This window comes from Alcaligenes sp. GW821-FHT11D07, assembly GCF_058808495.1.
This window is the reverse complement of the sequence record NZ_JBXART010000004.1, coordinates 169,973-192,148: the sequence shown is the minus strand read 5'-3', so window position 1 is coordinate 192,148 and position 22,176 is coordinate 169,973. Positions and strand designations below refer to the sequence as shown.

At 57.3% G+C, this 22,176-nt stretch carries 21 protein-coding genes; 7 read left to right on the top strand and 14 right to left on the bottom strand.

The genetic code is table 11. From position 1 onward, the window contains the following. The first annotated feature begins 3 nt into the window (after window positions 1-3). Both modB and modD read left to right on the top strand, forming a co-directional pair. Window positions 4-657 (top strand): molybdate ABC transporter permease subunit, encoded by a 654-nt coding sequence (modB, locus tag AC1RSM_RS17625; protein WP_492933872.1) that lies wholly within the window; start codon window positions 4-6, stop codon window positions 655-657. After that, window positions 654-1,556 carry a ModD protein gene (gene modD / locus AC1RSM_RS17620; RefSeq protein WP_492933871.1) on the top strand — a complete coding sequence of 301 codons (903 nt, stop codon included), beginning with the start codon at window positions 654-656 and terminating at the stop codon, window positions 1,554-1,556. Before modB ends, modD begins: the two co-directional genes overlap by 4 nt. 55 nt (window positions 1,557-1,611) lie before the next feature. On the opposite strand, the gene AC1RSM_RS17615 is transcribed toward modD, so the two are convergent. Continuing rightward, complete coding sequence (locus AC1RSM_RS17615; RefSeq protein WP_492933870.1) at window positions 1,612-2,505, bottom strand: LysR family transcriptional regulator; 894 nt, start codon at window positions 2,503-2,505, stop codon at window positions 1,612-1,614. Window positions 2,506-2,592: 87 nt separating this feature from the next. On the opposite strand from AC1RSM_RS17615, the gene AC1RSM_RS17610 reads away from it, so the two are divergent. Then, window positions 2,593-3,339, top strand: a complete 747-nt coding sequence (locus AC1RSM_RS17610) for a sulfite exporter TauE/SafE family protein (RefSeq protein WP_492933869.1) — start codon at window positions 2,593-2,595, stop codon at window positions 3,337-3,339. A gap of 338 nt (window positions 3,340-3,677) precedes the next feature. Then, window positions 3,678-4,688, top strand: a complete 1,011-nt coding sequence (locus AC1RSM_RS17605) for an AraC family transcriptional regulator (RefSeq protein WP_492933868.1) — start codon at window positions 3,678-3,680, stop codon at window positions 4,686-4,688. A gap of 21 nt (window positions 4,689-4,709) precedes the next feature. Here the strand turns inward: AC1RSM_RS17605 and AC1RSM_RS17600 are convergent, their stop codons facing one another. Next, window positions 4,710-5,222 (bottom strand): 2,4'-dihydroxyacetophenone dioxygenase family protein, encoded by a 513-nt coding sequence (locus tag AC1RSM_RS17600; protein ID WP_492933867.1) that lies wholly within the window; start codon window positions 5,220-5,222, stop codon window positions 4,710-4,712. A 409-nt stretch (window positions 5,223-5,631) separates the two neighbouring features. Between AC1RSM_RS17600 and msuE the strand changes: the two genes are divergently transcribed. The 3 genes from msuE to AC1RSM_RS17585 are packed head-to-tail and all read left to right on the top strand — an operon-like array spanning window position 5,632 to window position 8,230. Beyond that, window positions 5,632-6,219 (top strand): FMN reductase, encoded by a 588-nt coding sequence (msuE, locus tag AC1RSM_RS17595; protein WP_492933866.1) that lies wholly within the window; start codon window positions 5,632-5,634, stop codon window positions 6,217-6,219. Continuing rightward, on the top strand, window positions 6,216-7,376 hold the full coding sequence (ssuD, locus tag AC1RSM_RS17590) for an FMNH2-dependent alkanesulfonate monooxygenase (protein ID WP_492933865.1): 1,161 nt from the start codon (window positions 6,216-6,218) through the stop codon (window positions 7,374-7,376). Before msuE ends, ssuD begins: the two co-directional genes overlap by 4 nt. Beyond that, window positions 7,373-8,230: an amidohydrolase family protein gene (locus tag AC1RSM_RS17585; protein ID WP_492933864.1), complete on the top strand. Its 858-nt coding sequence runs from the start codon at window positions 7,373-7,375 to the stop codon at window positions 8,228-8,230. The genes ssuD and AC1RSM_RS17585 overlap by 4 nt, the downstream gene beginning before the upstream one ends. Window positions 8,231-8,315: 85 nt before the next feature. Here the strand turns inward: AC1RSM_RS17585 and AC1RSM_RS17580 are convergent, their stop codons facing one another. The 12 genes from AC1RSM_RS17580 to dinB all read right to left on the bottom strand — a co-directional run bounded on the left by AC1RSM_RS17580 (window position 8,316) and on the right by dinB (window position 22,074). Beyond that, the gene (locus tag AC1RSM_RS17580; RefSeq protein WP_492933863.1) at window positions 8,316-9,602 is read right to left on the bottom strand and encodes an acyl-CoA dehydrogenase family protein; all 1,287 of its coding nucleotides are present in this window, start codon (window positions 9,600-9,602) and stop codon (window positions 8,316-8,318) included. Between the two features lie 114 nt (window positions 9,603-9,716). After that, window positions 9,717-10,538 carry a MetQ/NlpA family ABC transporter substrate-binding protein gene (locus AC1RSM_RS17575; RefSeq protein ID WP_492933862.1) on the bottom strand — a complete coding sequence of 274 codons (822 nt, stop codon included), beginning with the start codon at window positions 10,536-10,538 and terminating at the stop codon, window positions 9,717-9,719. Between the two features lie 74 nt (window positions 10,539-10,612). Beyond that, a complete protein-coding gene (locus tag AC1RSM_RS17570) occupies window positions 10,613-12,055 on the bottom strand; it encodes an LLM class flavin-dependent oxidoreductase (RefSeq protein ID WP_492933861.1) in 1,443 nt (480 codons plus the stop codon). Window positions 12,056-12,071: 16 nt separating this feature from the next. Then, window positions 12,072-12,896, bottom strand: a complete 825-nt coding sequence (locus AC1RSM_RS17565) for a MetQ/NlpA family ABC transporter substrate-binding protein (RefSeq protein ID WP_492933860.1) — start codon at window positions 12,894-12,896, stop codon at window positions 12,072-12,074. A 139-nt stretch (window positions 12,897-13,035) separates the two neighbouring features. Next, complete coding sequence (locus AC1RSM_RS17560; RefSeq protein WP_492933859.1) at window positions 13,036-14,235, bottom strand: SfnB family sulfur acquisition oxidoreductase; 1,200 nt, start codon at window positions 14,233-14,235, stop codon at window positions 13,036-13,038. 4 nt (window positions 14,236-14,239) lie between these two features. After that, the gene (locus AC1RSM_RS17555) at window positions 14,240-15,505 is read right to left on the bottom strand and encodes an SfnB family sulfur acquisition oxidoreductase (protein ID WP_492933858.1); all 1,266 of its coding nucleotides are present in this window, start codon (window positions 15,503-15,505) and stop codon (window positions 14,240-14,242) included. 56 nt (window positions 15,506-15,561) lie between these two features. After that, window positions 15,562-16,224, bottom strand: coding sequence for a methionine ABC transporter permease (locus tag AC1RSM_RS17550; protein ID WP_492933857.1), 663 nt, complete (start codon window positions 16,222-16,224; stop codon window positions 15,562-15,564). Beyond that, complete coding sequence (locus AC1RSM_RS17545; RefSeq protein WP_492933856.1) at window positions 16,196-17,401, bottom strand: methionine ABC transporter ATP-binding protein; 1,206 nt, start codon at window positions 17,399-17,401, stop codon at window positions 16,196-16,198. Before AC1RSM_RS17545 ends, AC1RSM_RS17550 begins: the two co-directional genes overlap by 29 nt. Before the next feature lie 5 nt (window positions 17,402-17,406). After that, window positions 17,407-18,246 (bottom strand): MetQ/NlpA family ABC transporter substrate-binding protein, encoded by an 840-nt coding sequence (locus tag AC1RSM_RS17540; RefSeq protein WP_492933855.1) that lies wholly within the window; start codon window positions 18,244-18,246, stop codon window positions 17,407-17,409. Continuing rightward, on the bottom strand, window positions 18,246-19,073 hold the full coding sequence (locus AC1RSM_RS17535) for a MetQ/NlpA family ABC transporter substrate-binding protein (protein WP_492933854.1): 828 nt from the start codon (window positions 19,071-19,073) through the stop codon (window positions 18,246-18,248). The genes AC1RSM_RS17540 and AC1RSM_RS17535 overlap by 1 nt, the downstream gene beginning before the upstream one ends. 356 nt (window positions 19,074-19,429) lie before the next feature. Further along, complete coding sequence (locus tag AC1RSM_RS17530; protein WP_492933853.1) at window positions 19,430-20,620, bottom strand: acetylornithine transaminase; 1,191 nt, start codon at window positions 20,618-20,620, stop codon at window positions 19,430-19,432. Between the two features lie 248 nt (window positions 20,621-20,868). Beyond that, a complete protein-coding gene (gene dinB, locus AC1RSM_RS17525) occupies window positions 20,869-22,074 on the bottom strand; it encodes a DNA polymerase IV (RefSeq protein WP_492933852.1) in 1,206 nt (401 codons plus the stop codon). Window positions 22,075-22,176 lie beyond the last annotated feature (102 nt).

Below are 22,176 nucleotides of genomic sequence, written 5' to 3'. Positions count from 1 at the left end.
TGGATGAGCTGCTCCAGCAGCTCCCTGGGCCTGAGTGTGAATGTGCTGGCCGCCACCTTGGTAGCCCAACTGTTTCTAGGCGTAGCACTAGCCTGGGTACTAGCCAAGAAACGCTTTCCTGGTCACGGATTACTCGATTCGCTGGTGAGCCTGCCGCTGGTTTTTCCGCCCATTGTGATCGGCTATCTCTTGCTGCTGGCCTTGGGCAGGCAAGGCTGGCTGGCCAGCGCCACCGGCTGGTCGCCCAATATCGTTTTTCAACCTGCCGCCTTGTTGATCGCCGCTTTTATTGCTGGTCTGCCTTTGATGGTGAAACCCGTACAAAACAGCATGAACAGCCTGTCGCCACGGCTGCGTGAAGCCGCGGCAACGCTGGGCCACGGCAACTGGTCTTATTTTTTCCGGGTCGAGCTGCCGCTGCTGCGGCCAGCCTTGGCGACGGGCCTGATCTTGTCGGGCGGCCGGGCAATGGGGGAAGTGGGCATTTCACTGATGCTGGGTGGCAATATTGCCGGCCGTACGGAAACCCTGTCTTTATCTATCTACAACGCCGTCCTGGATGGCGACACAGACTGTGCCAATGCGCTTTCCTGGCTCTTGGGGCTGATGGCACTGGCCTGTTTTTGGGCGCTGCGGCGCTACGGGAATCAAAAATGACGGTATTTTTTGAACAAAGCCAAATCGACCAATGGATTGGCGAAGACGCCTCCTATTTGGACCTGACCAGCCACATGCTGGGCCTGCACAATCAGGAAACAACACTACGCTACATCGTGCGCGACCATATTCGCGTCGCCGGCACTGAAGAGGTCGCTGAAATTGTGCGCTCTTGTGGTGGGCAGACTCAGCACTACACCCCCAGCGGCGTGGCCGCCATGCCGGGCCAGACGATCTTGCTGGCACAAGGCTCGGCCAAGTCCTTGCTGCGCGCCTGGAAAGTAGGACAGAACCTGCTGGAGTTTGCCTGCGGCATTGCCACCCTGACGCACCAGGTCGTACAGGCCGTGCAAACCGTAAATGCTTCGGTAGCGGTGCTGACGACACGCAAACACGCGCCTGGCGTGCGCAAGCTGGCTTTAAAGGCCACGCTGTCGGGCGGCGCCATGCCCCATCGTTTGGGCCTGGGTGAAACCATTTTGATCTTCCCTCAGCATCGTGCGCTGATGGGCGGCTGGGAAGAAGTTGCCCGCGCCATTGCACGCCACAAGTATGCACTGTGCGAAAAGAAAATCGTGATTGAAGCCAGCGACCTGGACGAAGCGTATAGCGCAGCGGTTGCGGGGGCTGACGTCGTGCAATTTGACAAGGTGCCGCCTGAAACACTGGCCCAGATCGTGCCAGCCCTGCGAAAAGCGCATCCACAAATCACCATTTTGGCCGCTGGTGGCATTCATGCGGGCAACGCAGCCGCCTATGCCGCCACAGGCGTCAATGCACTGGTCACCAGCAGCCTACACTATGCAAAACCGGCTGATATTGGGGTGAAAGTCAGCCTGAGCGAGCAGGCTGAAACGCAAGCGCCGTTGCTAGCCAGCAAAATCGAAGGGCTGCACTAAGGGCAGCGCTATTGCCTTATTCAAGCGCTAACTTTTTTATGCGCCGCAAGGGGGCTTAAGCCTCCGCCTGCGCTCCCAGATGCCGCAATAAATGCTTCATGGCTTGGGGCAGGGCTTGCCAGTCCTGGTAGCACAGACACAAGGAGCGCTTGGCCCACTCATCGCTCAAGGGTCGGATCACAAAACCATGCCGGCGCTTGTAGCGCTTGGCGACGCCCTCTGGCACGATGCCCAGGCCCACACCGTGGGCCACCATCTGACATAGCCCTTCAAAGGTTTTCATGCGAATGCGCTGTGCCAAAGCATGGCCCAGCGCACGGGCCTGTTCATCAATGTGATCCTGCAAGGCATTGCCGGGCATCAGACCTACAAAGGGCTCTTTCATGAGCTCGGTCAGTCTCAGTTTTTGGTGCAGGCTCAAAGGATGGTCAGCCGCCATAATCAAAACCAGATGGTCTTTGGCCACCGGCTCCAGTATCAGACCAGGTGCTTGAACCGCATCTGACACGATGCCCGCTTGAGCCAGACCCGCCGCAACGGTACGCACAATATCCGCGCTGGTGCGCTCCTTCAATTCGATGTGCAAATCCGGCCGCTGGGCCAGCCAGGGAGCCAGACGGGAGGGCAGAAACTCGGTCAAGGCAGCGGTATTGGCATACAGCTGCAAGGTGCCCCGTGCGCCGGTGGCAAAATCTTGCAGCTCACCTTTTAACAAGGCGTGTTGGCGCAGCATCAAACGTGCATGGTGGGCCAAAGCCTCGCCCGCTTCGGTCGTCACCACTCCGCGCGGTAAACGCTCCAACAGCGCTACCCCGGCATCGTCTTCGATACGGCGCAGGCGTTCGCTGGCCGAGGCCAGAGCCAAATTAGCGCGTGCCGCCCCCTGAGTAATGCTGCCCGCATCCACAATGCTCAAGAACAAATGAAGATCGGCTAGTCCCAATCGCATGACGACTCCCCAAGGCTTCGGATAAGCCGAAGGCTAAAGCCTAAAATCCACATTGTGCCCAGCTACCTGCCACGCTTCAATACGGGCATGCACGAATCTCTCTCTTCCCTCGCCCTGATTACGTTCACCTTCTTGCTGGCTGGCATGGTCAAAGGCATTACCGGTATGGGCCTGCCCACGGTCGCCATGAGCTTGCTAGGCTTGCTGATGTCGCCTGCCTCCGCTGCCGCCTTGCTGGTGATCCCTTCTTTCATCACCAATATCTGGCAATGCTTTGCCGGACCATCGATGGGAGCATTGCTGCGCAGACTCTGGCCCTTACTGCTGACCATTGTGGTGGGAACGCTATGGGGCGCATCGCTGCTGGCCGATACCGCGCCGCAGCTATCGGGCATGGCCTTGGGTATCGCACTGCTGGTATACGCAGGCTACGCACTTGTGGCACCTCCCTTAACAGTGCCACGCCGTTTGGAGCCTTGGCTATCTCCCCTTGTCGGTCTGGCAACCGGGATCGTCACCGGTATCACTGGCGTCTTTGTGATGCCCGCCGTGCCCTACCTGCAATCCCTGAATCTGGATAAAGATGAGCTGGTCCAAGCCTTGGGCCTGTCTTTCACCATTTCCACTGTGGCGCTGGCCGCTGGGCTGTTGATGCACGATGTGTTCCGAGTCGACCAGCTAGGCATGTCTACCATGGTCCTGGTCCCCGCTCTGCTGGGCATGTACTTGGGAGGGAAGATCCGCAAACACATCAGCCCACGTCGTTTCAAGCAGTACCTGCTGCTGTTCCTGGCCGTGCTGGGCTTGCAGTTGATTATCCGGCCCTTTTTCTAGGATGAACGCGCCACCCTTAGCTACAACAGGAATCCCCTAGGTTGGCACGCTTCTCAGCCTCGTAGAAAGTACGGTCATGGCCTTAAAAGGGGAGCGGGCCTAAAAGCGATCAAGGGCCGCCTGTGCAGTTGCTTCAAGCCTGAACGATAACAACAAAAAAACGTCGCTTCCTTTAAACTTAAATAAACCTTAAAACTCTATCAAGTTGTTGTAAATAAAGGCTATTTAAACTCATTACAACTTCCGATCAGGGATAGCCCCCATGCCCAGAAAAGAGCGCAAACTCTACACTACACACTGATCACGCGCATCTTTATGCTCTGGAACGGGGGTTCCCAATGTCGGCAGAACATCGTTTGGATCTGTCGGTATTACACCGCCATCCAATCTTTCATTCACACAGCGCCGAGCTGTCACACCAGCCACTCAGTCGGGCGATTTCCAAGCATGCCTTGAACTGGGGACGAGGGCGGATCAATACCAGCCTGTACCGACGCGATATTGACCAGATCAGCGTGATGAAACTGGGCTACGGCGCCGAAGTAGAAATTCACGCTGATGCGTTCGAGCATTTCTGTCTGGTGCAAATGTCGCTGCAAGGCACGGCGGAATTTATCAGTGATGGCCAAAAGCTGACGGCCTACCCCGGTGATATCGCGGTGGTCTCGCCCAAACACAGCGTGCGTACGCTGTGGCAAGCCGGTTGCGAGCAATTGATCGTCAAGATTCCCTATCGCCTGTTTGACGGGCTGGACCCGCAAGGCCTGGGGGAGCATGGTTCGATACGGGGCTGCGCCTACAAGATAGACCCCTGTATGGGCCCACAATGGGCCAATCTCATCCAACATTTGCTGCTGCTGCCGCCACAAGCCAAGGCTGGTTCTGAGCACGCTGTGTGGACCCGCCATATTGAAAATAGTCTGGCTCTGTTTTTGCTGTGCCATCCAGCCAACCCGCAACTAGCACCCGCGCTAATGGATGAGTCCATGGGTGCGGCAGCCCGGGCAGGGCAAGTACGCCTGCTCCAGGCCAAAAACTACGTGCTGACTCATTTGCACACCAGCATCTCATTGGATGATCTGGCACAGGCAGCGGGTGTCAGCCCCCGCTTCCTGCATCTGCTGTGCCGTCGTCACTACCAGCAATCCCCCATGACCTGGGTGCGCAATCTGCGGCTGGATGCCGCGCATCAGGTTCTGCAATGCCGTCCACGTCCCCCTGTCACCGAGGTGGCATTGGCACATGGCTTTGGGCATCTGGGGCGTTTTTCTGCGTACTACCAGCAGCGCTTTCATGAACTGCCCCATCAAACGGGGCAGAGACAGCACACCAATCTGAGGGCCTGTTGATACTACAAGGCCTAACCCGTCTTAGATGAACATGGACTGGTTGATGGGCAGATTGTGCTTCTTACAGTAGCTGGTGTAGTGGTCGATCATCCAGAACACATCAATGATTTCAATGATGTGGTCGTTCTCGTCCAGAAACTCGATAGGGGTGCCCAGGTTGAACAAGGTTTCCATGCCTTCATCCGACACCAGGGTGTGAGTGCGGCCGGGGCTTTCGTGGATGTAGTCACCTGCACGGGCAACCCAATCGTATTCCTCGTAGCGCAGGCTGCCTGACAGGATGTAGCCGGTAACGATGGCACGGTGACGGTGGCGGCCCAAGGAACCCCCTTTATCTGCCCGCATGATGTGCACCGAGGTGTTGTTGCGAATATCAAAGCTCAAATGGCGCAGCCAGATATTGGGGCCGAAAGGAATCCAGGGAGACGTTTCTTCGGACGTATCGAAATGGCCTTCAACCAGGGCATATTCATCGCGTACTTTGTCGATGCGCTTTTCGGTCTCGATGTAGGCTGGGCTGTTGTCTTGAGTCATGGCTTGTCTCTCTCATAGAAATAAAAACCGCTGTGTTTGCGACACAGTCGGATGCCAATCCCCCGGATTGGCTTGTTTTCATTCTATGAATCCATTTGGCACCAAACTATCCAGCTCTGGCACAACAGCAAGTGCCACTATCCAGATTTGGCACTCCCCTCAAATCAAGGCCATTTCTACTCACTGCGATACTTTGCACTGACTCTATTTGGCAGCTCATTTTTGCACATTCAACAACACTGTTTTTCATATGCAAATCAAAAGAGTAAGGACGCATATCACCCATAAACACATGAGCTAATTGTCTTTCGCAGCAGCGCAGATCAGGCATGTAATACAAGACATTGATCCGCACGGGTGCACGTTCTGTTGACGGCACCTGGCCATGATTTCACTGCAAGGAACAGCCATGAGCCGCCCCCTGAAAACCGTCATCGTGAATGGAAGTTTGCATCGCCCGTCCCGCACGCAAGTGTTGCTGGATGCCCTGCGCGACGCTCTGAACGATCAACTGGCATTGGACGTGCACAATATTGAACTGGTCAGCCTGCTACCAGAACTGGGAGCCGCGCTGTCCACGGACGCACTGCCTGCCCACGCACACCAGGCCATTAAAGCCATTGAGCAGGCCGACTTTCTGATCGTGGGTTCTCCCATCTTTCGCGCCGGCATTCCCGGTTTGCTCAAGCACTTGTTTGATCTGGTGGACATGAACGCCCTGAATGGCACGCCTGTGCTCTTGGCGGCCACAGGAGGCAGCCAACGGCATGCCTTGGTGATTGAGCACCAATTGCGCCCCCTGTTCAGTTTTTTCCAAGCATTGACCTTGCCAATTGGTGTGTACGCCACCCCCGAGGATATTCAGGACGGCGAGATCACCAGCGAAGCGCTGCAACAACACATACAACGCACGGTTAATCTGGCTGCGCCCGTCTTGCAAGGCGTACAGGCCCAGCTACAACAGCGTGTCACCACTCTGGAGGCGCAAGCAGCATGAGCCAAATCACCTCCACCACGCCCGATATTTTCTGGTTTTTGCCCACCTCCGGGGACACCCGCTACCTGGGAAAATCCGACTTTGGCCGCGCGCCCACCAACGAATACCTGCGCAGCATTGCCGTCACCAGTGAAAACCTGGGCTATGACGGCCTGCTGATTCCTACCGGGGCCTCTTGCCTGGACCCCTGGGTCGTGGCGGCCAGCCTGGTGCCTGTCACCCAGCGCATCAAGCTGCTGGTTGCGCTGCGCACTTCGTTAGGGGCTCCCGTGTCCAGTGCGCGGCAGGCTGCTTCGCTGGATCAGGCCCTGCATGGCCGCTTGCTGCTGAACGTGGTGCCGGGCGGAGATGCGACAGAACTGGCCGCCGAAGGCGTGTTTCTGGACCATGACGCCCGCTATGAATACGCCAAAGAATACCTGACGATCTGGCGTCAACTGCTGGCCGGAGAGACCGTCAATTTCCACGGCAAGCACTTCAAGGTCAAGAACGGCCGCAACTTCTTTCCCCCCGTGCAAAAGCCCTACCCGCCGCTGTATTTCGGCGGTTCCTCGGACGCGGCGCACGAACTGGCCGCCGAGCACGTGGACGCCTATCTGACCTGGGGTGAACCTCCTGCTGCCGTGGGCCAGAAGTTTGATGACATTCGCCGCCGCGCTGCCGCCCGTGGCCGCAAGTTAAAGCTGGGTGTGCGGCTGCACGTCATCGTGCGTGAAACCAATGAAGAAGCCTGGGCGGAAGCCGAACGCCTGATCAGCAAACTGACTGACGAGGATATTGCCCAGGCTCAGGCTAACTACGCCAAGATGGATTCGGTAGGCCAGAAACGCATGGCTGCCTTGCACGGGGGCCGCCGCGATCAGTTGGAGATATCCCCGAACCTGTGGGCAGGGGTAGGCCTGGTGCGGGGCGGGGCAGGCACTGCGCTGGTCGGTGATGCCCAGACCGTGGCCCAACGCTTGCAAGAATATATCGAGCAGGGCGCGGACTCCTTTGTGCTGTCCGGCTACCCGCATCTGGAAGAGTCCATTCGCTTTGCCGAACTGGTCTTTCCACTTCTGGGCAAACAAGCCGTCACCATCAGCGATCGCGCCCAAACCGGTGGCGCCTTTGACGGTCGCGGTATTCAAAACCAGCAACTTTCTTCCGCATCATGAGCCAGAAAATCATAGACCTGCGTTGCAGACCTGCCTTCCTGCATAAATTTTTTGGAGCTGAACCCGGCTCACCTGAACACGCCACCGCCCGCTGGTTGAACCGCCGCGTAGGGACTCGCGGCAGCGACACTCATTTTGAAAAATCACTGAGCCAAGAAGGTTTTCTGGACGAAGTGCGGCAAGCTGGTCTGAGCAAAGCCGTGGTTGTGGGTCGCCACACCCCGTCGCAGCATCTGCCTATCGATACCATTCACCAAATTGTGCACGGCCACGATGAACTGCTGGGCATTGCCGGAATTGACCCGGCCCTGCAAGGCGAGCAGGCCGCGTTGGCGGAGGCCGAGCGTGCCATCAAGGAACTGGGCCTGTCCGGCATTGATATTGAGCCCGGTTTTGGCCTCCCTGCCCGCCACCCGGATGACCCCATTTACTGGCCTGTCTACGAGCTCGCCCGCCACCTGAAAGTGCCCGTTTTTCTGATGAGCGGCCCGACCACTCCGGACCTGCGCTATAACGATCCGGCTGGACTGGCGAAAGTCGCTAAAGCCTTTCCCGATCTGCCTTTAGTCGTCTATCACGGCTACTGGCCCAATGTGCAGCAAGCCATTGGCCTGGCCTTCCTGCACGAGAACGTGCATCTGGTGCCGGACATGTACCTTTTCCAGCCAGGCAAAGAGGCCTATGTAGAGGCAGCCAACAGTTTTCTGTCCGAGCAATTGCTGTTTGGCTCGTCCTATACCTTCCGCCCCATACGCCAGAGCATTGAGGACTTTCAAGCGCTAGGTTTCAAGGACTCCATCCTGGACAAGCTGCTTTATGACAATGCGGCCCGGCTTTTTCAATTAGCGCCGTAAAGGGTCATCACTCCTTGGTACAGCACGAAAAGGGCGCGATTGATTCGCGCCCTTTACCTGTCATCCAGCGATCTGCGCCAACGCTTCAGCTTGCCTGAGTCCCCACATGCCAGTAGTACACAGGCTCGGCATCATTAAGCAAAATATCGCCCACTGAACGAGCCTTATATACCACCGGATTATGGGACGCCAAGGCACGTGCGTTGCGCCAATGGCGATCCAAGCGACGGGATTCTTCCAGAGCCGTCGAACCACCCACATCAAACAGGCGAGTGGCCGCCCGCAGGACCGGCTCCACAATCGAGACCTGCGCCTGAGCCGTGCGCAGTTCCAGCGCGTCCAATGCCTCCCGCGATATGTCCACACCCGCCGCCCGCTGTTCGGCAATGGTCTGTAAATTCGCCGCCACATCACGCACTGCCAGTTGGGCGATATAGGCCGTACCCGACAATTCACCCACAATCTGTTGGACCAAGGGATCGTCCTTAGGCAAAGCCGCTGTGCCATGGCTAAAGACCCGTTTACGGGCTTGTACATAGGCCACGGCATCGCGCTGCACCGCACGGGCAATACCGGCCAAGGTAGCCAAATGCACCAATTGAAAATACGCCACCAAAGGCGTGGGCTCTTGCCGGGGGAAACGAATGATGGCGCTCTCCGGCACCAGCACATCCGTCAACACGGTGGTGCCGGAACCGGTCAGGCGCTGCCCGAAACCATGCCAGTCATCCAGGCGCTCTACACCGGCCAGATCGGTAGGTACCACGGCATGCACTGTCTCATCCTCTTGCCCTGGCGTAGTGCTGCGCGCCACCACCGTGACCCAATCTGCGTATAAGGTGCCCGTGCTATAGAATTTGCGGCCATTCAAGCGCCATTGGCCTGCTTGCTCGGCATCGGGTTCCAACGTCGTTTGAATTTGGCCCACCACGCCTTGGCCTGTCTCCGTTGTGGCATTTCCGAAAATTGCCCCTTGAGCCGCCAAGGGCAACCAATGGGCCTGGGTGTCAGCATCACGATCCAGTAAAAGCCGGTCGATAAAACCGAAATGTGGCCGCAGAATTTGCGCCACGTTCGAGTCGGCCGCCGCCAGGTCCTGCAGCAACTCAAAAAACACTGGAAGCGACACGCCACTGCCTCCCCAGCATTGCGGCACACGCAAGGCAGTAAAACCGCTGTCTTTCAGCCATAGAACCGGGGCGTATGCCAAGGTCCGGGTGTGTTCCCGCTCGGCTGAGGTATCGGCAATTCGTTGAAAAATCGCGCCAAACCGGACTCGCAATTGTGCAAGATCCGGAGCAACTGCGGGCTGGGGGGCTGCGAACCGCGCAGACGCATGGTCAGGGGCGAAGGCAGTAGAGAAATCAGTCATGGTGAGCAGGCTCCCTTACAAGAGCAAAGGTAAGACCAGGGACAGCATATTCACGCGTCCCCGCGTTTAGATCAGAACCTGCATCCCTGCCTAAACAGGCGGCCAGATCAGCCACTATTTCGCCGTTTTCCAAGGCAAGGAATACAAGTTTTTATCTCCTGCAAAAGACTGGTCGATTTGCTCGGCCACGGCAGGGGAGTTTTGGTAAATATCAACAAACTGGGCAATGCGTGGATCATCCGTATGGCTGCTGCGCGCCACAAAGCGGATGGCGTAGTACAGATCATCCACGGTGGAGTACTGCAAAGCCTTGCTGGCCAGCTCGGCCTGGCCCGCATTCACAAAATGAGCCGGGTAGCCTTGAACCAAGGCCAGGTCGTCCGCCGCACGCACCAGTTGCGGCCCTTCCACTTCCACAAACTGCAGCTTGCGCGGGTTCGCCGTCACGTCATTGACAGAGGCCCGCGCCCCCAGGCCTTCCTTTAACTGAATCAAACCGGCCGCCTGCAAGAGCAGCAAACCCCTGGCCTGATTGACCGGGTCGTTGGCCACGCCCACTGCCGCTTGCTCCGGCAGGTCGTCCAGCGATGCGTACTTCTTGGAATACAGGCCAATATTGGGAAGCAGGCCGTAAGCCACGCTTTCAATGGCATAAGCCCGTTCCGCCACGGCGTTGTCCAAAAATGCCTGATGCTGGAAATAGTTCAAATCCAGATCTCCGGATGCCAGGGCCGTGTTGGGCGTGGTCCAGTCAGTGAATTCGATCACTTGCACCTCCAGCCCTGCTTGCTTGGCCTGGGCAGCGGCCACGTTGACAGAGTCCGCCAACGAACCGGGTGTCACCCCTATTTTTAGCGGTGCAGCCGACAAGCTACCCGCCAAACCAAACGCCGCAACAGCGGACAAAACACGCAATGAAAAACGGACAAACAACATGCTCAGGTCCTTAGGGAAAAAGAGTCGTCAGCAAAAAAACGCAAAGCACTACAGGCAGCCTTGCCGCAGCCCCTTCAGCTTGCCGACACAGCAGAGCGGGCAAACTCCTGGCTGCCAGGCTGGGCCTGATCGGGCGATTGGGAAGGTGTGTGCCGCCATTGCACGGCTGGATGATGAGCAGGCAAACGGTCGCCTTGGCCAAACAGCTGTTGGCGCAAGGTCCCGCCTTCGTAAGCAGTGCGATAGCGGCCCCGGTTTTGCAGCTCAGGAACGATGTAGCTGGCAAAGTCCTCCCAGGTCTCGGGCACGACAATGCGGGTCAGGTTAAAACCGTCGATCTCACCTTCATCAATCCAGTTGGTCAGCGCATCGGCCACTTGCTGCGGGTCCCCCACAAGCGTCTTGTAGCGGCTGCCCAGCGTGAATTGGTCCAGCAGTTTGCGACGCGTCGTCCAACCCTGTTTTTGCGCTGCTGCCGCTGCTGATTGAATGGCATTGCTGGGGCCAAACTGAATAGGCTCGTCCAGGTCGTATTGGGAAAAATCCACCCCCGTGCTCGCAGCAAAATGCGCCAGACCGCCTTCAGAGCTGGCATGGGCCAGATAGTCCGCGTATTTCTCTTTGGCCTCGGCTTCTGTCGCTCCGGTCACCACCGCCACGCCTGCATAGATTTTCAGATCCTGCGCTTGCCGTCCCGCATCCACCGCCGCCTGGCGCAGCTTGCGGGAGGCCTCCCGCGCGGTCTGCGGGTCCCGCGCACCGATGAAAACGCCTTCGGCATGCTGACCGGCAAATTGCACGCCACGTGGCGATGTACCTGCCTGAAACAATAAGGGGGTGCGCTGCGGGGAGGGCGCACTCATGTGAATGGCATTGCTGCGGTAAAACGGCCCTTCGTGGTGAACCGTATGAACTTTCTCCGGCAAGGCATGAATGCGGCGCTGTTTGTCGGCAATCAGCGCCCCTTCTTCCCAACTGCCTTCCCACAGCTTGTAGGCCAGCTGCAAAAAGTCCTCCGCACGGTCATAACGACTGTCGTGCGCATCCAAACCATCTTGCCCCAGGCCGCGTGCACCACTGTCCACGTAGCCGGTCACAATGTTCCAGCCGATACGGCCATTGCTCAGCTGATCCAGTGTGCTGACATCCCGCGCAAAGGTGTAAGGATGGTACGCCGCCACGGTGGCCGTCAGGCCAAAACCCAGATGCTCGGTCACCGCGGCCATGGCAGAGACCAGCAGCCAGGGATTGTTCACCGGCAGTTGAATCCCTTCCCGCAGGGTCAGGTCCACACCTTGCTGGTAGACGTCGTAGTAGCCCACCACATCGGCCATGAAAATGCCGTCGAACAAGCCCTTTTCCAGTGTTTTGGCCAGATCGGTCCAGTACTTCAGGCTGTGATATTCGGTTGAGCGGTCACGCGGATGCGTCCACAGTCCATGATGAATATGGCCAACGCAATTCATATTGAAAGCGTTGATATGGATGTGCTTGTTCGGTGGCAATGGCTGCGTCATTTGTCCGTCTCCTTGCTTAGTTCTTTATCCAGCTCAAGCGATACAGTTTTTGTTCACCTTGATAGAACTGGTCGATAGCCTGGCGCACAGCAGGGGAGGTTTTATAGACCTCCAGAAACTGCGCAATACGCGGATCACTGGCCTTGTCATGGCGCGCCACAAACTGAATCGCCCAGGAGTCGTCCTCGTAACTGGTTAAGGCCAAGGCTTTTCGGGCATCAAAAGCATTGGAAGCCAGGATGAAATACGGAAAGCCCTGGGCCAAATCCACGTCTTGCGTGGCACGGGCCAGTTGCGGTCCCTCTACCTCCACAAACTTCAATTTTTTTGGGTTGGCGGCAATATCATCCAGCGTACTTAGCAAGCCTGTATCGGGACGCAATTCAATCAAGCCTGCATGCTCCAACAGACGCAAACCCCGCCCCACATTTACCGCATCGCTGGCAATCGCCACCTTGGCCCCATCGGGCAGCTCGGCCAGCGACGGGTACTTCAGCGAATACAGGCCCAGATAGGACAGAATGCCGGGCTGCACACTGACCAGTTCAAACCCCTTGTCACGCACGGCATTAGCCAGGTAATTGCTGTTTTGGTAGTAATTCAAGTCAATATCACCGGCATCCAAGGCCACATTGGGCGTGGCCCAATCCGTGAACTCGATCACCTGAATATCCAGCCCCTGCTTTTTCGCTTCCTGGGCCGCCACCCCCACTGAGTCCGCAAAAATGCCGGGAACCACACCAATCCTTAAGGGGGCCGAGGCTGCCGTGTGCGACAAAAGCGCGGCAGTCGCCATGACGCTCAAGACGGTCAGTTTCTTCAGAAATTGCGCTACGTTCATCAATCAAATTCCAGTCAAAAAAGGGGAAGGCCGGGCGCAAATCCACGCCCGCTATCAAATCACCAGACCGTTATCCGGCACGGGCTGCCAGCTGTTTGCTCAACGCGGCATTCAGGCGCATGCACAGTTGGGATCAACATCACAGGGCTCCATGACGTGGCGGGCGCACACCATTGAGGGCATAGTTGCCCACTGCGTGGTATTTCCAGCGCACCGGATCGTGCAGGGTATGGACGCGAGCATTACGCCAATAGCGGTCCAGCCCATGTTGTGACAAGGTGGCTCCGGTCCCGGCCAGCTCAAACAGCTTGCTGCCGGCCAGCACGCTGGCGCTGGTGGCCAGCGCCTTGGCCTGCGCAACCGCTACCGAAGCCTGCGCCACACTGTCTTCGTCCGGGGCTTGCTGCGCAGCGTCTACAAAGCGGACAGCGCGTGTCAGCAAGGCCTTTGCCGCACGTAAACGCAGATGCACATTGCCCACCTCCTGCAAAAGCAAGGGGTCCTGGGCCGCGCTATCTACACCGGCATCAATCCAGGGGCGGCTGTGCTCACGTACAAAAGACAAGGTGGCCTCGAAAGCGCCCTGGCCAATCCCCAAATCCAGCGCGGCGTGGATGATCTGTGCAAAGGGGCCTATGGTGGTCGGACGATCGAACGAATCCGTAAACGGCACCACCCATTGCGGCTGGACCTGGACGCGCTGAAACTCCACTGAACCACTGCCTGTCACGCGCTGGCCAAAGCCGTCCCAATCGTCCGTCAGCGTCACGCCGGCTGCGCCACGCGGCACGAACACCAGATACAGGCGGCCATCATCTTGCGCCGTCGTGAGCGTAGGAATCCAGTGCGCAAACAAGGAGCCGGTGCAATAGAATTTGCGGCCATCCACAAACCAGCCATCTGGCTCTTTAAGCAATTGCGTACGGCGTACAAAATCCTTCTTGCCGATCTCGGCCAAGGCATTGCCAAAGCGCTTTCCCTTCAACACCTGATCATAGAAAAAGGCTTTTTGCTCGTGCGTTGCCCCTACCCGCAGCACTTCCAACGCGTAGTAGTGGTTCTGCGGGATATGACCAAAATTGCCATCGGCTGCGGCAATGCGATGCACCACCTGGGCCAGCACCTCGGTAGAAACACCGGCGCCGCCGTATTCCTTGGGGACGGTGATGCCCCATAAGCCGCTTTGGCTAAATTGCTCGACCTCCTGGTAGGGCAAGATGCGGTCGCGGTCGCGCTCCAGAGCTTTATCGGCAACCAACTGAGCAAACCATTCTGCCGCTTGTAGCGCCTGGGCCTCGGACTGGATGATAGGTACAGCTTGGGATATCTGTGTCGTCATGGCCTCAATTCCATTGGTGATAGCGTGGCGCGGTGCCATTGAGCAGATAGTTGCCCAGCAAGTGGTATTTCCAGCGCACCGGATCGTGCAAGGTGTGGACGCGGGCATTACGCCAATGGCGGTCCAGATTGTGAGCAGCACGAGTAGACGATGAGCCCGCCAAGGCGAATAGCTGCTCGCTGGCATTGAGCGCGGCTTCAGTAGTCAGAATCTTGGCCTCGGCCACCGCGGCAGAGGCGCGGGCGCTAAGCGCCGCATCAATCGGCTGCGCTGCCAAGGCATCAAGCAAGCGGGCGGTCTCCAGCAAGACTTCCTGGGCCGCATCGACTTCGATCTGCAAGGCACCCACCTCTTGAATGATGTGCGGGTCTTGCGTGGCGCTGTCCACACCTGAGTCGCCCCAGGGCCGCGCCCGATGACGTACAAAATCCAGCGCGTCCTGCAAGGCTCCCTGCGCGATACCTGCATCAATACTGGCCTGAATCAGCTGCGAAACAGGCCCGGAAAGAGAAGGCACATCCGCAAAACGCCAACTTTCAATGATGTTGTCTGGCTCAACCTGCACCTGATCAAACACCACGCTGCCACTGGCGGTAGTGCGCTGACCAAATGCATTCCAGTCGTCAATCACTTGTACGCCCGGCGCATCCGCGGGCACCCAGACTTGCACGCTACGGCCTTGCTCATCGGCGGCGCGAAAAGGAATCCAGTGCGCGAACAAAGCGCCAGTGGAATAAAAGCGCGTGCCGCTGACGCGCAAGCTGCCATCTGCCTGCCGACTCAGTTGCGCGGTGAGATCAGTAATCCGTGCCGCTTTGCCCTTTTTTTCGGGTCCGGCATTGCCCAGACGCGCTCCCTTGAGCACGGCACCAAACCAGCGCTGCTTTTGCGCCTCAGAGCCGGTGTCATTCACGTTCTGGATCAAGGCAAAATGGTTTTGCGGAATCTGCCCCAATGAGGCGTCAGCCGCACTAATGATGGCAAACACCTGGGCCAGTGTGGCCTTGGATGCTTCCAGGCCGCCATAGGCTTTAGGGATGGTGATGGCGCCTAGACCGCTGGCGGTATAACGCTCTATCTCGTCCCAGGGCAATTGACGCAAGCGGTCACGCTCGGCGGCTGTTTGCGCAAATTCAGCGGCCAATTGCTGTGCAATCGCAATCGCTTCGGCCTCGCTGCGAATGCGGTAGGGCACTTGGGGAGGCAGCGGCAAACGCTGTTCTGCGATTGTTGCGGGCAAAGCTTCGCCCTGAGTATTCCGATCAGTCATACGGTACTCTTTTCAGTTACTAAAAAAGGAGGGGGCAGGCGCGTGCAGCGCCTGATTTAACGGCCGCGCAACCAGTGCACGTAACGGTCTCCGGCAAACTGCACCACCGTCACCAGTGCAATCAGTACAGCAATCACAATCAGCATGACCTGGGTATCAAAGCGTTGATAGCCGTAGCGGATGGCCAGATCACCCAGTCCGCCGGCGCCCACTGCGCCCGCCATGGCCGAAGAACTGATCAAGGCCACCAAGGTAATCGTGAAGCCCCCGATAATGCCGGGCAGGGCTTCGGGCAAATAGACATGGCGCACGATGTCCCATTTCTTGCAGCCCATGGCCTGCGCCGCCTCGATCAAGCCCTCATCCACCTCGCGCAGGCTGACCTCCGCTATGCGGGCGAAAAAAGGTGTCGCGCTGATCGCCAGCGGCACAATGGCTGCCCACACCCCAATCGTGGTGCCCGCCAACAGGCGAGTGAAGGGAATCAACGCCACCAGCAAGACAATGAAGGGCGTGGCGCGAAAGCCATTCACTACGCTGCCCACGACACGGTTGATCTTGGGCGACTCCCAAAAACCATTGGGGGCCGTCACAATCAAGAGCACCGCCAGCGGAATACCCGCCAGAAACGCCACGACACCGGACACGCCCACCATCATCAGCGTATCCAGCAAGGCCTGCCAATAACGCTCAGCGGGGATACTCAGATTCCACAACATAGCCAATGTCCTCAATGTGATGCGCGATGGCCGCCGGGCCTTGCGTCAAAGATTTCAAATCAGGCAATGTCACATGCCCTTCAATCGCGACCAGCAAGCTGCCTTGTGCATGGCCCTGAATGCGGTCCACCCCGCCATGTACCAATTGCGGTTGGCCGGGCAGGCTGCGAGCGATGCGCAGCAAATCTGGCTCCCATCCCCCTTCGCCGCTATAGCTCAACTGCAAGATGCGGCTGTACACACCGGCCTTGGGGCGCTGCTGTACCAACCTTGCCTGCAGATCCTCGGGCAGATTGTGTTGCAGCGGAGCCAGCAGCGCTTTGGTCGCGTCATGCTGGGGTTTGCCAAAGACCCGCCAGACCTCGCCCAGCTCGGCAATGCGGCCTTTCTCCAGCACCAATACCCGGTCCGCAATTTCCCGGATCACGCTCATCTCGTGCGTAATCAGCACCACGGTGATGCCCAGGCGACGGTTGATATCTTTGAGCAAACTCAGAATAGATTGCGTCGTTTCCGGGTCCAGGGCCGACGTTGCCTCGTCACACAGAAGAATCTGCGGCCCGGTAGCCAGCGCCCGGGCAATGCCCACGCGCTGCTTTTGCCCGCCCGACAAGCGACTGGGATAGGTGTCCGCCTTGTCCTGCAAGCCCACCAGTTGCAAGAGTTCCTGAACGCGCTGGGCCAGGGCTTGCGCTGGCACCCCGGCGACTTTCAAGGGCAGGGCGACGTTCTCGTACACGGTTTTCGCGGACAGCAAATTGAAGTGCTGAAAAATCATGCCAATGCGTCGGCGCAGTTTGACCAGCTCCGACTCATTCAATAAGGCGATGTCTACGCCATCTACCAGTACCTGGCCGTCCGTAGGGCGCTCCAGGCGATTGATGGTGCGCAGCAAGCTGGACTTGCCCGCGCCACTGCGGCCAATAATGCCAAAGATGCTGCCCGGCTCAATATCCAGATCAATGTCTTGCAGTGCAGGCACGGCACCTGCGGAGGACTGATACACCTTGGACAGATTACGAAACGCCACGCTACCTGCACGGGTCGCTTGCGCGGACACCGCCTGCCGAGCCGCTTCGGGCACCTTGCTTTCAGGTTCTACACGCGGCTGAGCCGCTTCCTGTCCGGTCTCAAACCGTTCATCTACATTACGCCGCAGCGCTGTTGTGTATGCCATGTCGCTTACTCCTTGCGCTGACTACCCTGCCACGGCAAGGTGTAAAGATTGGGGTTGTGATCAAAGCGATCATCAATCGTGCTGCGCACCGCTTGCGACTGCTGAAACAGCTCAACAAATTGCTGTAAGGCAGGGTCATTGGCGCGGTCTTGGCGCGTCACAAAACCCATGGCATAGAAGGTGTCCGCAATGCCGGAATACGCCAGGGCCTTGCCCGCATCCGCCTTGCGGCCGGCACTGACAAAGTAGCTGGGCCACACCACCGCCAAATCCACGTCCGGCAGTGAATGGATCAACTGAGGGCCTTCAATTTCTACCAGCTTGAGCTTTTTCGGATTGCCCACCACATCATTAATGGTCGCGCCGGTATCCAGACCATGGCGCAGCGTCAGCAAGCCTGCTTTTTGCAAGAGCAATAAACCGCGCCCTTGATTGACCGGGTCGTTAGGCAGCGAGACAGTCGCCCCATCCGGCACCTGCGCCAGGGATTGATGCTTGTTGGAGTACAGGCCGATGTTTTGCAGCAGACCCAGACCGATAAATTTCAGATCGTAGCCACGCTCTTTAATCGCGTTTTTCAGAAACGCTTCGTGCTGGAAAAAATTGACATCAATATCTCGATTGTTGACGGCCTCATTGGGCAGCGTCCAATCCGTAAATTCCACCAGCTCAATATCCAGGCCCTGTTGTTTGGCTTCCGGAATCAGGGCCTGAACCGCATCAGACGTAGCGCCCGGTATGGAGCCCACTTTGATGACAGCCGCCGAACTGTTCAGGGGAATCACTGCCGTCAGGACCAGACCCAAGGCCCAAAGCGTGAAACGGCGCGGGTTACGAGCAGCCATTACTTCGCTCCTTTTGCGGCGTTCAGCCAAGCCAAGGTGTACAAGCGCGGATCATTGTTGAACGCGGAGCGGGTTATGTCGCGCACAGAAGGGGAGTTTTGATAAATACTAATGAACTTTTGAATCACAGGATCGTTGGCGCGGTCTGCCTGAACAACGAATTGAATCGCAAACTGTGAGTCCTCGATCCCGGAATAAGCCAAGCCACTGGAGGGATCAAAGGCTTTAGCCGCCACAATAAAGTGCGGATAGCCTTGGGCAATATCCACATCGCCCGTGATTCGAACCAGCTGCGGGCCTTCCACTTCTACAAAGCTGAGCTTTTTAGGGTTCTCGACAATGTCATCCAAATTGCCCAGGTATCCCACTTCCGGCTTGAGCGTGATCAGTCCCACTTTTTGCAGCAGCAACAAGCCGCGTCCCTGATTGACCGGATCGTTGGCAATGCCTACCTTGCCGCCTTCAGGCACTTGATCGACGGAGGCATGTTTCAGCGAATACACGCCCACATTGGCAAGGATGCCGGTGCCGGCACTGGCCAGCTTGTAGCCATTTTTTTCGATCGCGTTTTTCAGGAAAGGCTGGTGCTGGAAGTAGTTGATATCAATATCGCCGTTCGCTACGGCAACATTGGGCGTGGTCCAGTCGGTGAACTCAATCACCTGCACATTGATGCCTTGGGCCTTGGCATCCTGGGCCGCCGCATTGATGGAGTCGGCATACGCACCGGGCACCACACCGATACGTAAAGAGTCAGCTGCAATGGCAGGAGAGACAGCCAGCACAAGGGCACTAGCTACGATGAATTTGGACAAATGCTGGAGCATGATAAACAGTGCCTCACTGGGTTGGCCTGCTGATGCAGACAAATCTTAGAAGCTTCTATTAAATCGGCTCGATGCCCCTCGCACCACAACAGAACATTCATTTACTTATGCGCCATATTGGCTCATCAAAATTACTTTAAGTTATTGATATTTATATTATTTTTAACAATAAACTAAGTTGTGAAAATGGTGCTTAGGGTCTGCCCACACGCCGTCCGACCAAGCCCACACAGGCCTCAAGCGGGACAGAAATCAGCCGAACTTTCCGACTCGCAGACAAAAAAATGCCCTGAGAGCTGACAAACAGCCTTCAGGGCATTCATTTACTGCGGCGCCATCAGACGCCTTGCTCAGACTTAGCCGCGAACCTTAACCAGGATCTCGTCCAGCCAGGCCAGCATCAGGTCGATTTCGTCGGCCGTGATGTTCAGCGCTGGCATGAAGCGCAGCAAGTTAGGACGTGGCGAGTTCAGCAACATGCCTTCAGGAGCGCGATCGCGAGCGGCAGCCACAATTTCTGGGCCATCGTCCTGATCCAGGATCAAGGCGCGCAGCAGACCTGCGCCACGTTCGCCATTCATGCCCCACTTGGCGCTGATTGCCAGCAAGCCTTCGGACAGTTGCTTGGAACGGGCATTGACCGAATCCAGGAAGCCAGGGGCAGCCAGTTCGTCAAATACCGCCACGCCGGCAGCCGTCATCAGGGGGTTACCGTTGTAGGTACCGCCTTGGTCACCAGGTTGGAAGCAGGACACTTCTTCGCGGGCACACAAAGCGGACAGCGGCACACCACCACCAATGCCTTTACCCAAGGTCATGATGTCTGGACGAATACCCGAATGTTCGTAGGCAAACATGGTGCCAGTACGGCCCATGCCCGTTTGCACTTCGTCCACGATCAAGAGCAGTTTGTGTTCGTCAGCCAGGGCACGCAGGCCTTGCATGAATTCCACGGTAGCGGGAATGACACCGGCTTCGCCCTGAACAGGCTCCAGCATGATGCCCACGGTTTGATCGTCGATCAAAGCGCGCACCGACTCCAGATCGTTCAGCTGGGCTTTAGGAAAACCATCGACCTGCGGGGCAAACATGCGATCCCAGCCGGGTTTGCCGGACAAGGACATGGTGGCCAGGGTACGACCATGGAACGAGTGCTCAAAAGAGATGATCTTGAACGCGTTGTTCTTGTTGATCTGGCCCCATTTACGAGCCAGCTTGATAGCGCCTTCGTTAGCTTCACCACCACTGTTGGCAAAGAACACGCGGTCAAAGCAGGAGTGCTCCACAATGCGCTTGGCCAGCGCGATAGAGGGCTCGTTGTAGAACGCAGGCGAAGGGTTGATCAGCTTGGACGCTTGTTCAGTGATGGCCTTGATGACGTTGGCGGGGCTGTGGCCCAGTGCGTTCACGGCCCAGCCCTGGACGGTGTCCAGGTATCGCTTGCCGTTGTGATCTTGTAGCCAGGAACCTTCTCCTCGCACAAAGACCAACTCCGGACGCTGGGTAATTTCCATTAATGCACGTACACCGGCCCGATCGAATTCCATAACGGCAAACCTTGATGAAAAAAGAAAAAAGAAACCAGCCCGGCGGCTGGACAGATTAATTCTAACGCAGCACACCCCCAGCAGGAGACTTGTGCATGGGACAATGTCGTTCTGGCGGTGGATTGTCCCTTTTCTGGCACACATGGACGGCGGCAAGCCATGGCAGCAAGCCAGATGGCGCCCAATCACTTTAAGCCTGAAGTCTTATTTGAGCCAGCGCAGATCGAAAGCGCCGCGCTTAGGCAGGGTCAGAACAAGCCATCCAGATCCAGCTGCCTGGGTTGTTCCTGCGGCATTTCACTCAGGGGCAGCAAAGTGCTGGCCTTCACCCCCACCAAACGCAAGCGCCGGTCCAGCACAGCGCGTTTCAGGTTTTGGCGGGCCGCGGCCAAAATGGCATCGGCCGCCAGCACCGGAGCGGGCAAGGAAAGGTCGCGTGTCACGGTTTTGAAGTCTTCAAACTTCAGCTTGATGCCTATGGTCTGCGCGCACATGGCCGACTTGCGCAAATCTTCTTCCAGTTTTTCGCACAGAGCTTCCAGCACGGTGGACAGGCGGGCACGGTCCATACGCACATGCAGATCGCGCTCGAAGGTAGTTTCGCGGCTGATGGATTTAGGAGTGCGATCCGTAGACAAGGGGCGGTCGTCCTGACCTTGAGCCACGGCCATCAACCACTGCGCATATCGCAGCCCAAAGTGATCCTGTAGTTTCTCTGCCGGAGTAGCCGCCAATTCACCAATATTTTGTATCCCCATCTCCGTCAGCTTTACGACGGACTTAGGGCCGATGCCATTGATCTTGCCCACTGCCAGCGGCCAGATGCGGGTAGGGACATCATCCATAGTCAGCACACAGGCCCCGTTGGGCTTGTTCAGTTCCGAGGCAATCTTGGACAGCAGCTTGTTGGGGGTGATGCCTACCGAACAGGTCAAGCCTGTAGCCTGGTTCACAGCCTGGCGAATCTGCTCGGCCAATTCATGGCTGTCTGCGGTTTTGTGGCTAAGGTCTACATAGATTTCGTCTATGCCCCGATCCTCAATATGATCCGAGACAGTTGCTACTGCCTGTTTAAACAATCGGGAATAGTGACGATAGGCCTGAAAGTCTGCAGGCAATAAGATAGCCTCAGGTGCCAGCAAAGCGGCCTTCATTAAACCCATGGCGGAAAACACGCCCAGTTGGCGAGCTTCATAGGTGGAGGTCGTGGCCACTCCACGTCCTACATAATCGGCCAGACGGGCATGCTGCCAGGAGCCATCGGGCAACTGGCGCGGGGCATCCGTACTGCGCCCGCCAATCACCACAGGGCTGCCGCGCAAATGAGGGTAGCGCAGCAGTTCCACCGATGCGTAAAAAGCATCCATATCCACGTGAGCGATACGCCGCCCTAACGGTTTTTGTTCTTGCGCCACGACCTTGCTTAGCCCGGTAACTGTATATACGTACACCATTATAGCGATAAGTCTGCCCCGGACTGATCCGGTCTGAATAAGCGCAGAGATGATATAAATCACTAATCCTCATTAAGCTGACTTTTAGCTGAAATTACGTAT

Bases quoted from the DNA above. Each gene is read 5' to 3' on its own strand.
- modB (WP_492933872.1), top strand. From the start codon at position 4: ATGAGCTGCTCCAGCAGCTCCCTGGGCCTGAGTGTGAATGTGCTGGCC.
- modD (WP_492933871.1), top strand. From the start codon at position 654: ATGACGGTATTTTTTGAACAAAGCCAAATCGACCAATGGATTGGCGAA.
- AC1RSM_RS17615 (WP_492933870.1), bottom strand. From the start codon at position 2,505: ATGCGATTGGGACTAGCCGATCTTCATTTGTTCTTGAGCATTGTGGAT.
- AC1RSM_RS17610 (WP_492933869.1), top strand. From the start codon at position 2,593: ATGCACGAATCTCTCTCTTCCCTCGCCCTGATTACGTTCACCTTCTTG.
- AC1RSM_RS17605 (WP_492933868.1), top strand. From the start codon at position 3,678: ATGTCGGCAGAACATCGTTTGGATCTGTCGGTATTACACCGCCATCCA.
- AC1RSM_RS17600 (WP_492933867.1), bottom strand. From the start codon at position 5,222: ATGACTCAAGACAACAGCCCAGCCTACATCGAGACCGAAAAGCGCATC.
- msuE (WP_492933866.1), top strand. From the start codon at position 5,632: ATGAGCCGCCCCCTGAAAACCGTCATCGTGAATGGAAGTTTGCATCGC.
- ssuD (WP_492933865.1), top strand. From the start codon at position 6,216: ATGAGCCAAATCACCTCCACCACGCCCGATATTTTCTGGTTTTTGCCC.
- AC1RSM_RS17585 (WP_492933864.1), top strand. From the start codon at position 7,373: ATGAGCCAGAAAATCATAGACCTGCGTTGCAGACCTGCCTTCCTGCAT.
- AC1RSM_RS17580 (WP_492933863.1), bottom strand. From the start codon at position 9,602: ATGACTGATTTCTCTACTGCCTTCGCCCCTGACCATGCGTCTGCGCGG.
- AC1RSM_RS17575 (WP_492933862.1), bottom strand. From the start codon at position 10,538: ATGTTGTTTGTCCGTTTTTCATTGCGTGTTTTGTCCGCTGTTGCGGCG.
- AC1RSM_RS17570 (WP_492933861.1), bottom strand. From the start codon at position 12,055: ATGACGCAGCCATTGCCACCGAACAAGCACATCCATATCAACGCTTTC.
- AC1RSM_RS17565 (WP_492933860.1), bottom strand. From the start codon at position 12,896: ATGAACGTAGCGCAATTTCTGAAGAAACTGACCGTCTTGAGCGTCATG.
- AC1RSM_RS17560 (WP_492933859.1), bottom strand. From the start codon at position 14,235: ATGACGACACAGATATCCCAAGCTGTACCTATCATCCAGTCCGAGGCC.
- AC1RSM_RS17555 (WP_492933858.1), bottom strand. From the start codon at position 15,505: ATGACTGATCGGAATACTCAGGGCGAAGCTTTGCCCGCAACAATCGCA.
- AC1RSM_RS17550 (WP_492933857.1), bottom strand. From the start codon at position 16,224: ATGTTGTGGAATCTGAGTATCCCCGCTGAGCGTTATTGGCAGGCCTTG.
- AC1RSM_RS17545 (WP_492933856.1), bottom strand. From the start codon at position 17,401: ATGGCATACACAACAGCGCTGCGGCGTAATGTAGATGAACGGTTTGAG.
- AC1RSM_RS17540 (WP_492933855.1), bottom strand. From the start codon at position 18,246: ATGGCTGCTCGTAACCCGCGCCGTTTCACGCTTTGGGCCTTGGGTCTG.
- AC1RSM_RS17535 (WP_492933854.1), bottom strand. From the start codon at position 19,073: ATGCTCCAGCATTTGTCCAAATTCATCGTAGCTAGTGCCCTTGTGCTG.
- AC1RSM_RS17530 (WP_492933853.1), bottom strand. From the start codon at position 20,620: ATGGAATTCGATCGGGCCGGTGTACGTGCATTAATGGAAATTACCCAG.
- dinB (WP_492933852.1), bottom strand. From the start codon at position 22,074: ATGGTGTACGTATATACAGTTACCGGGCTAAGCAAGGTCGTGGCGCAA.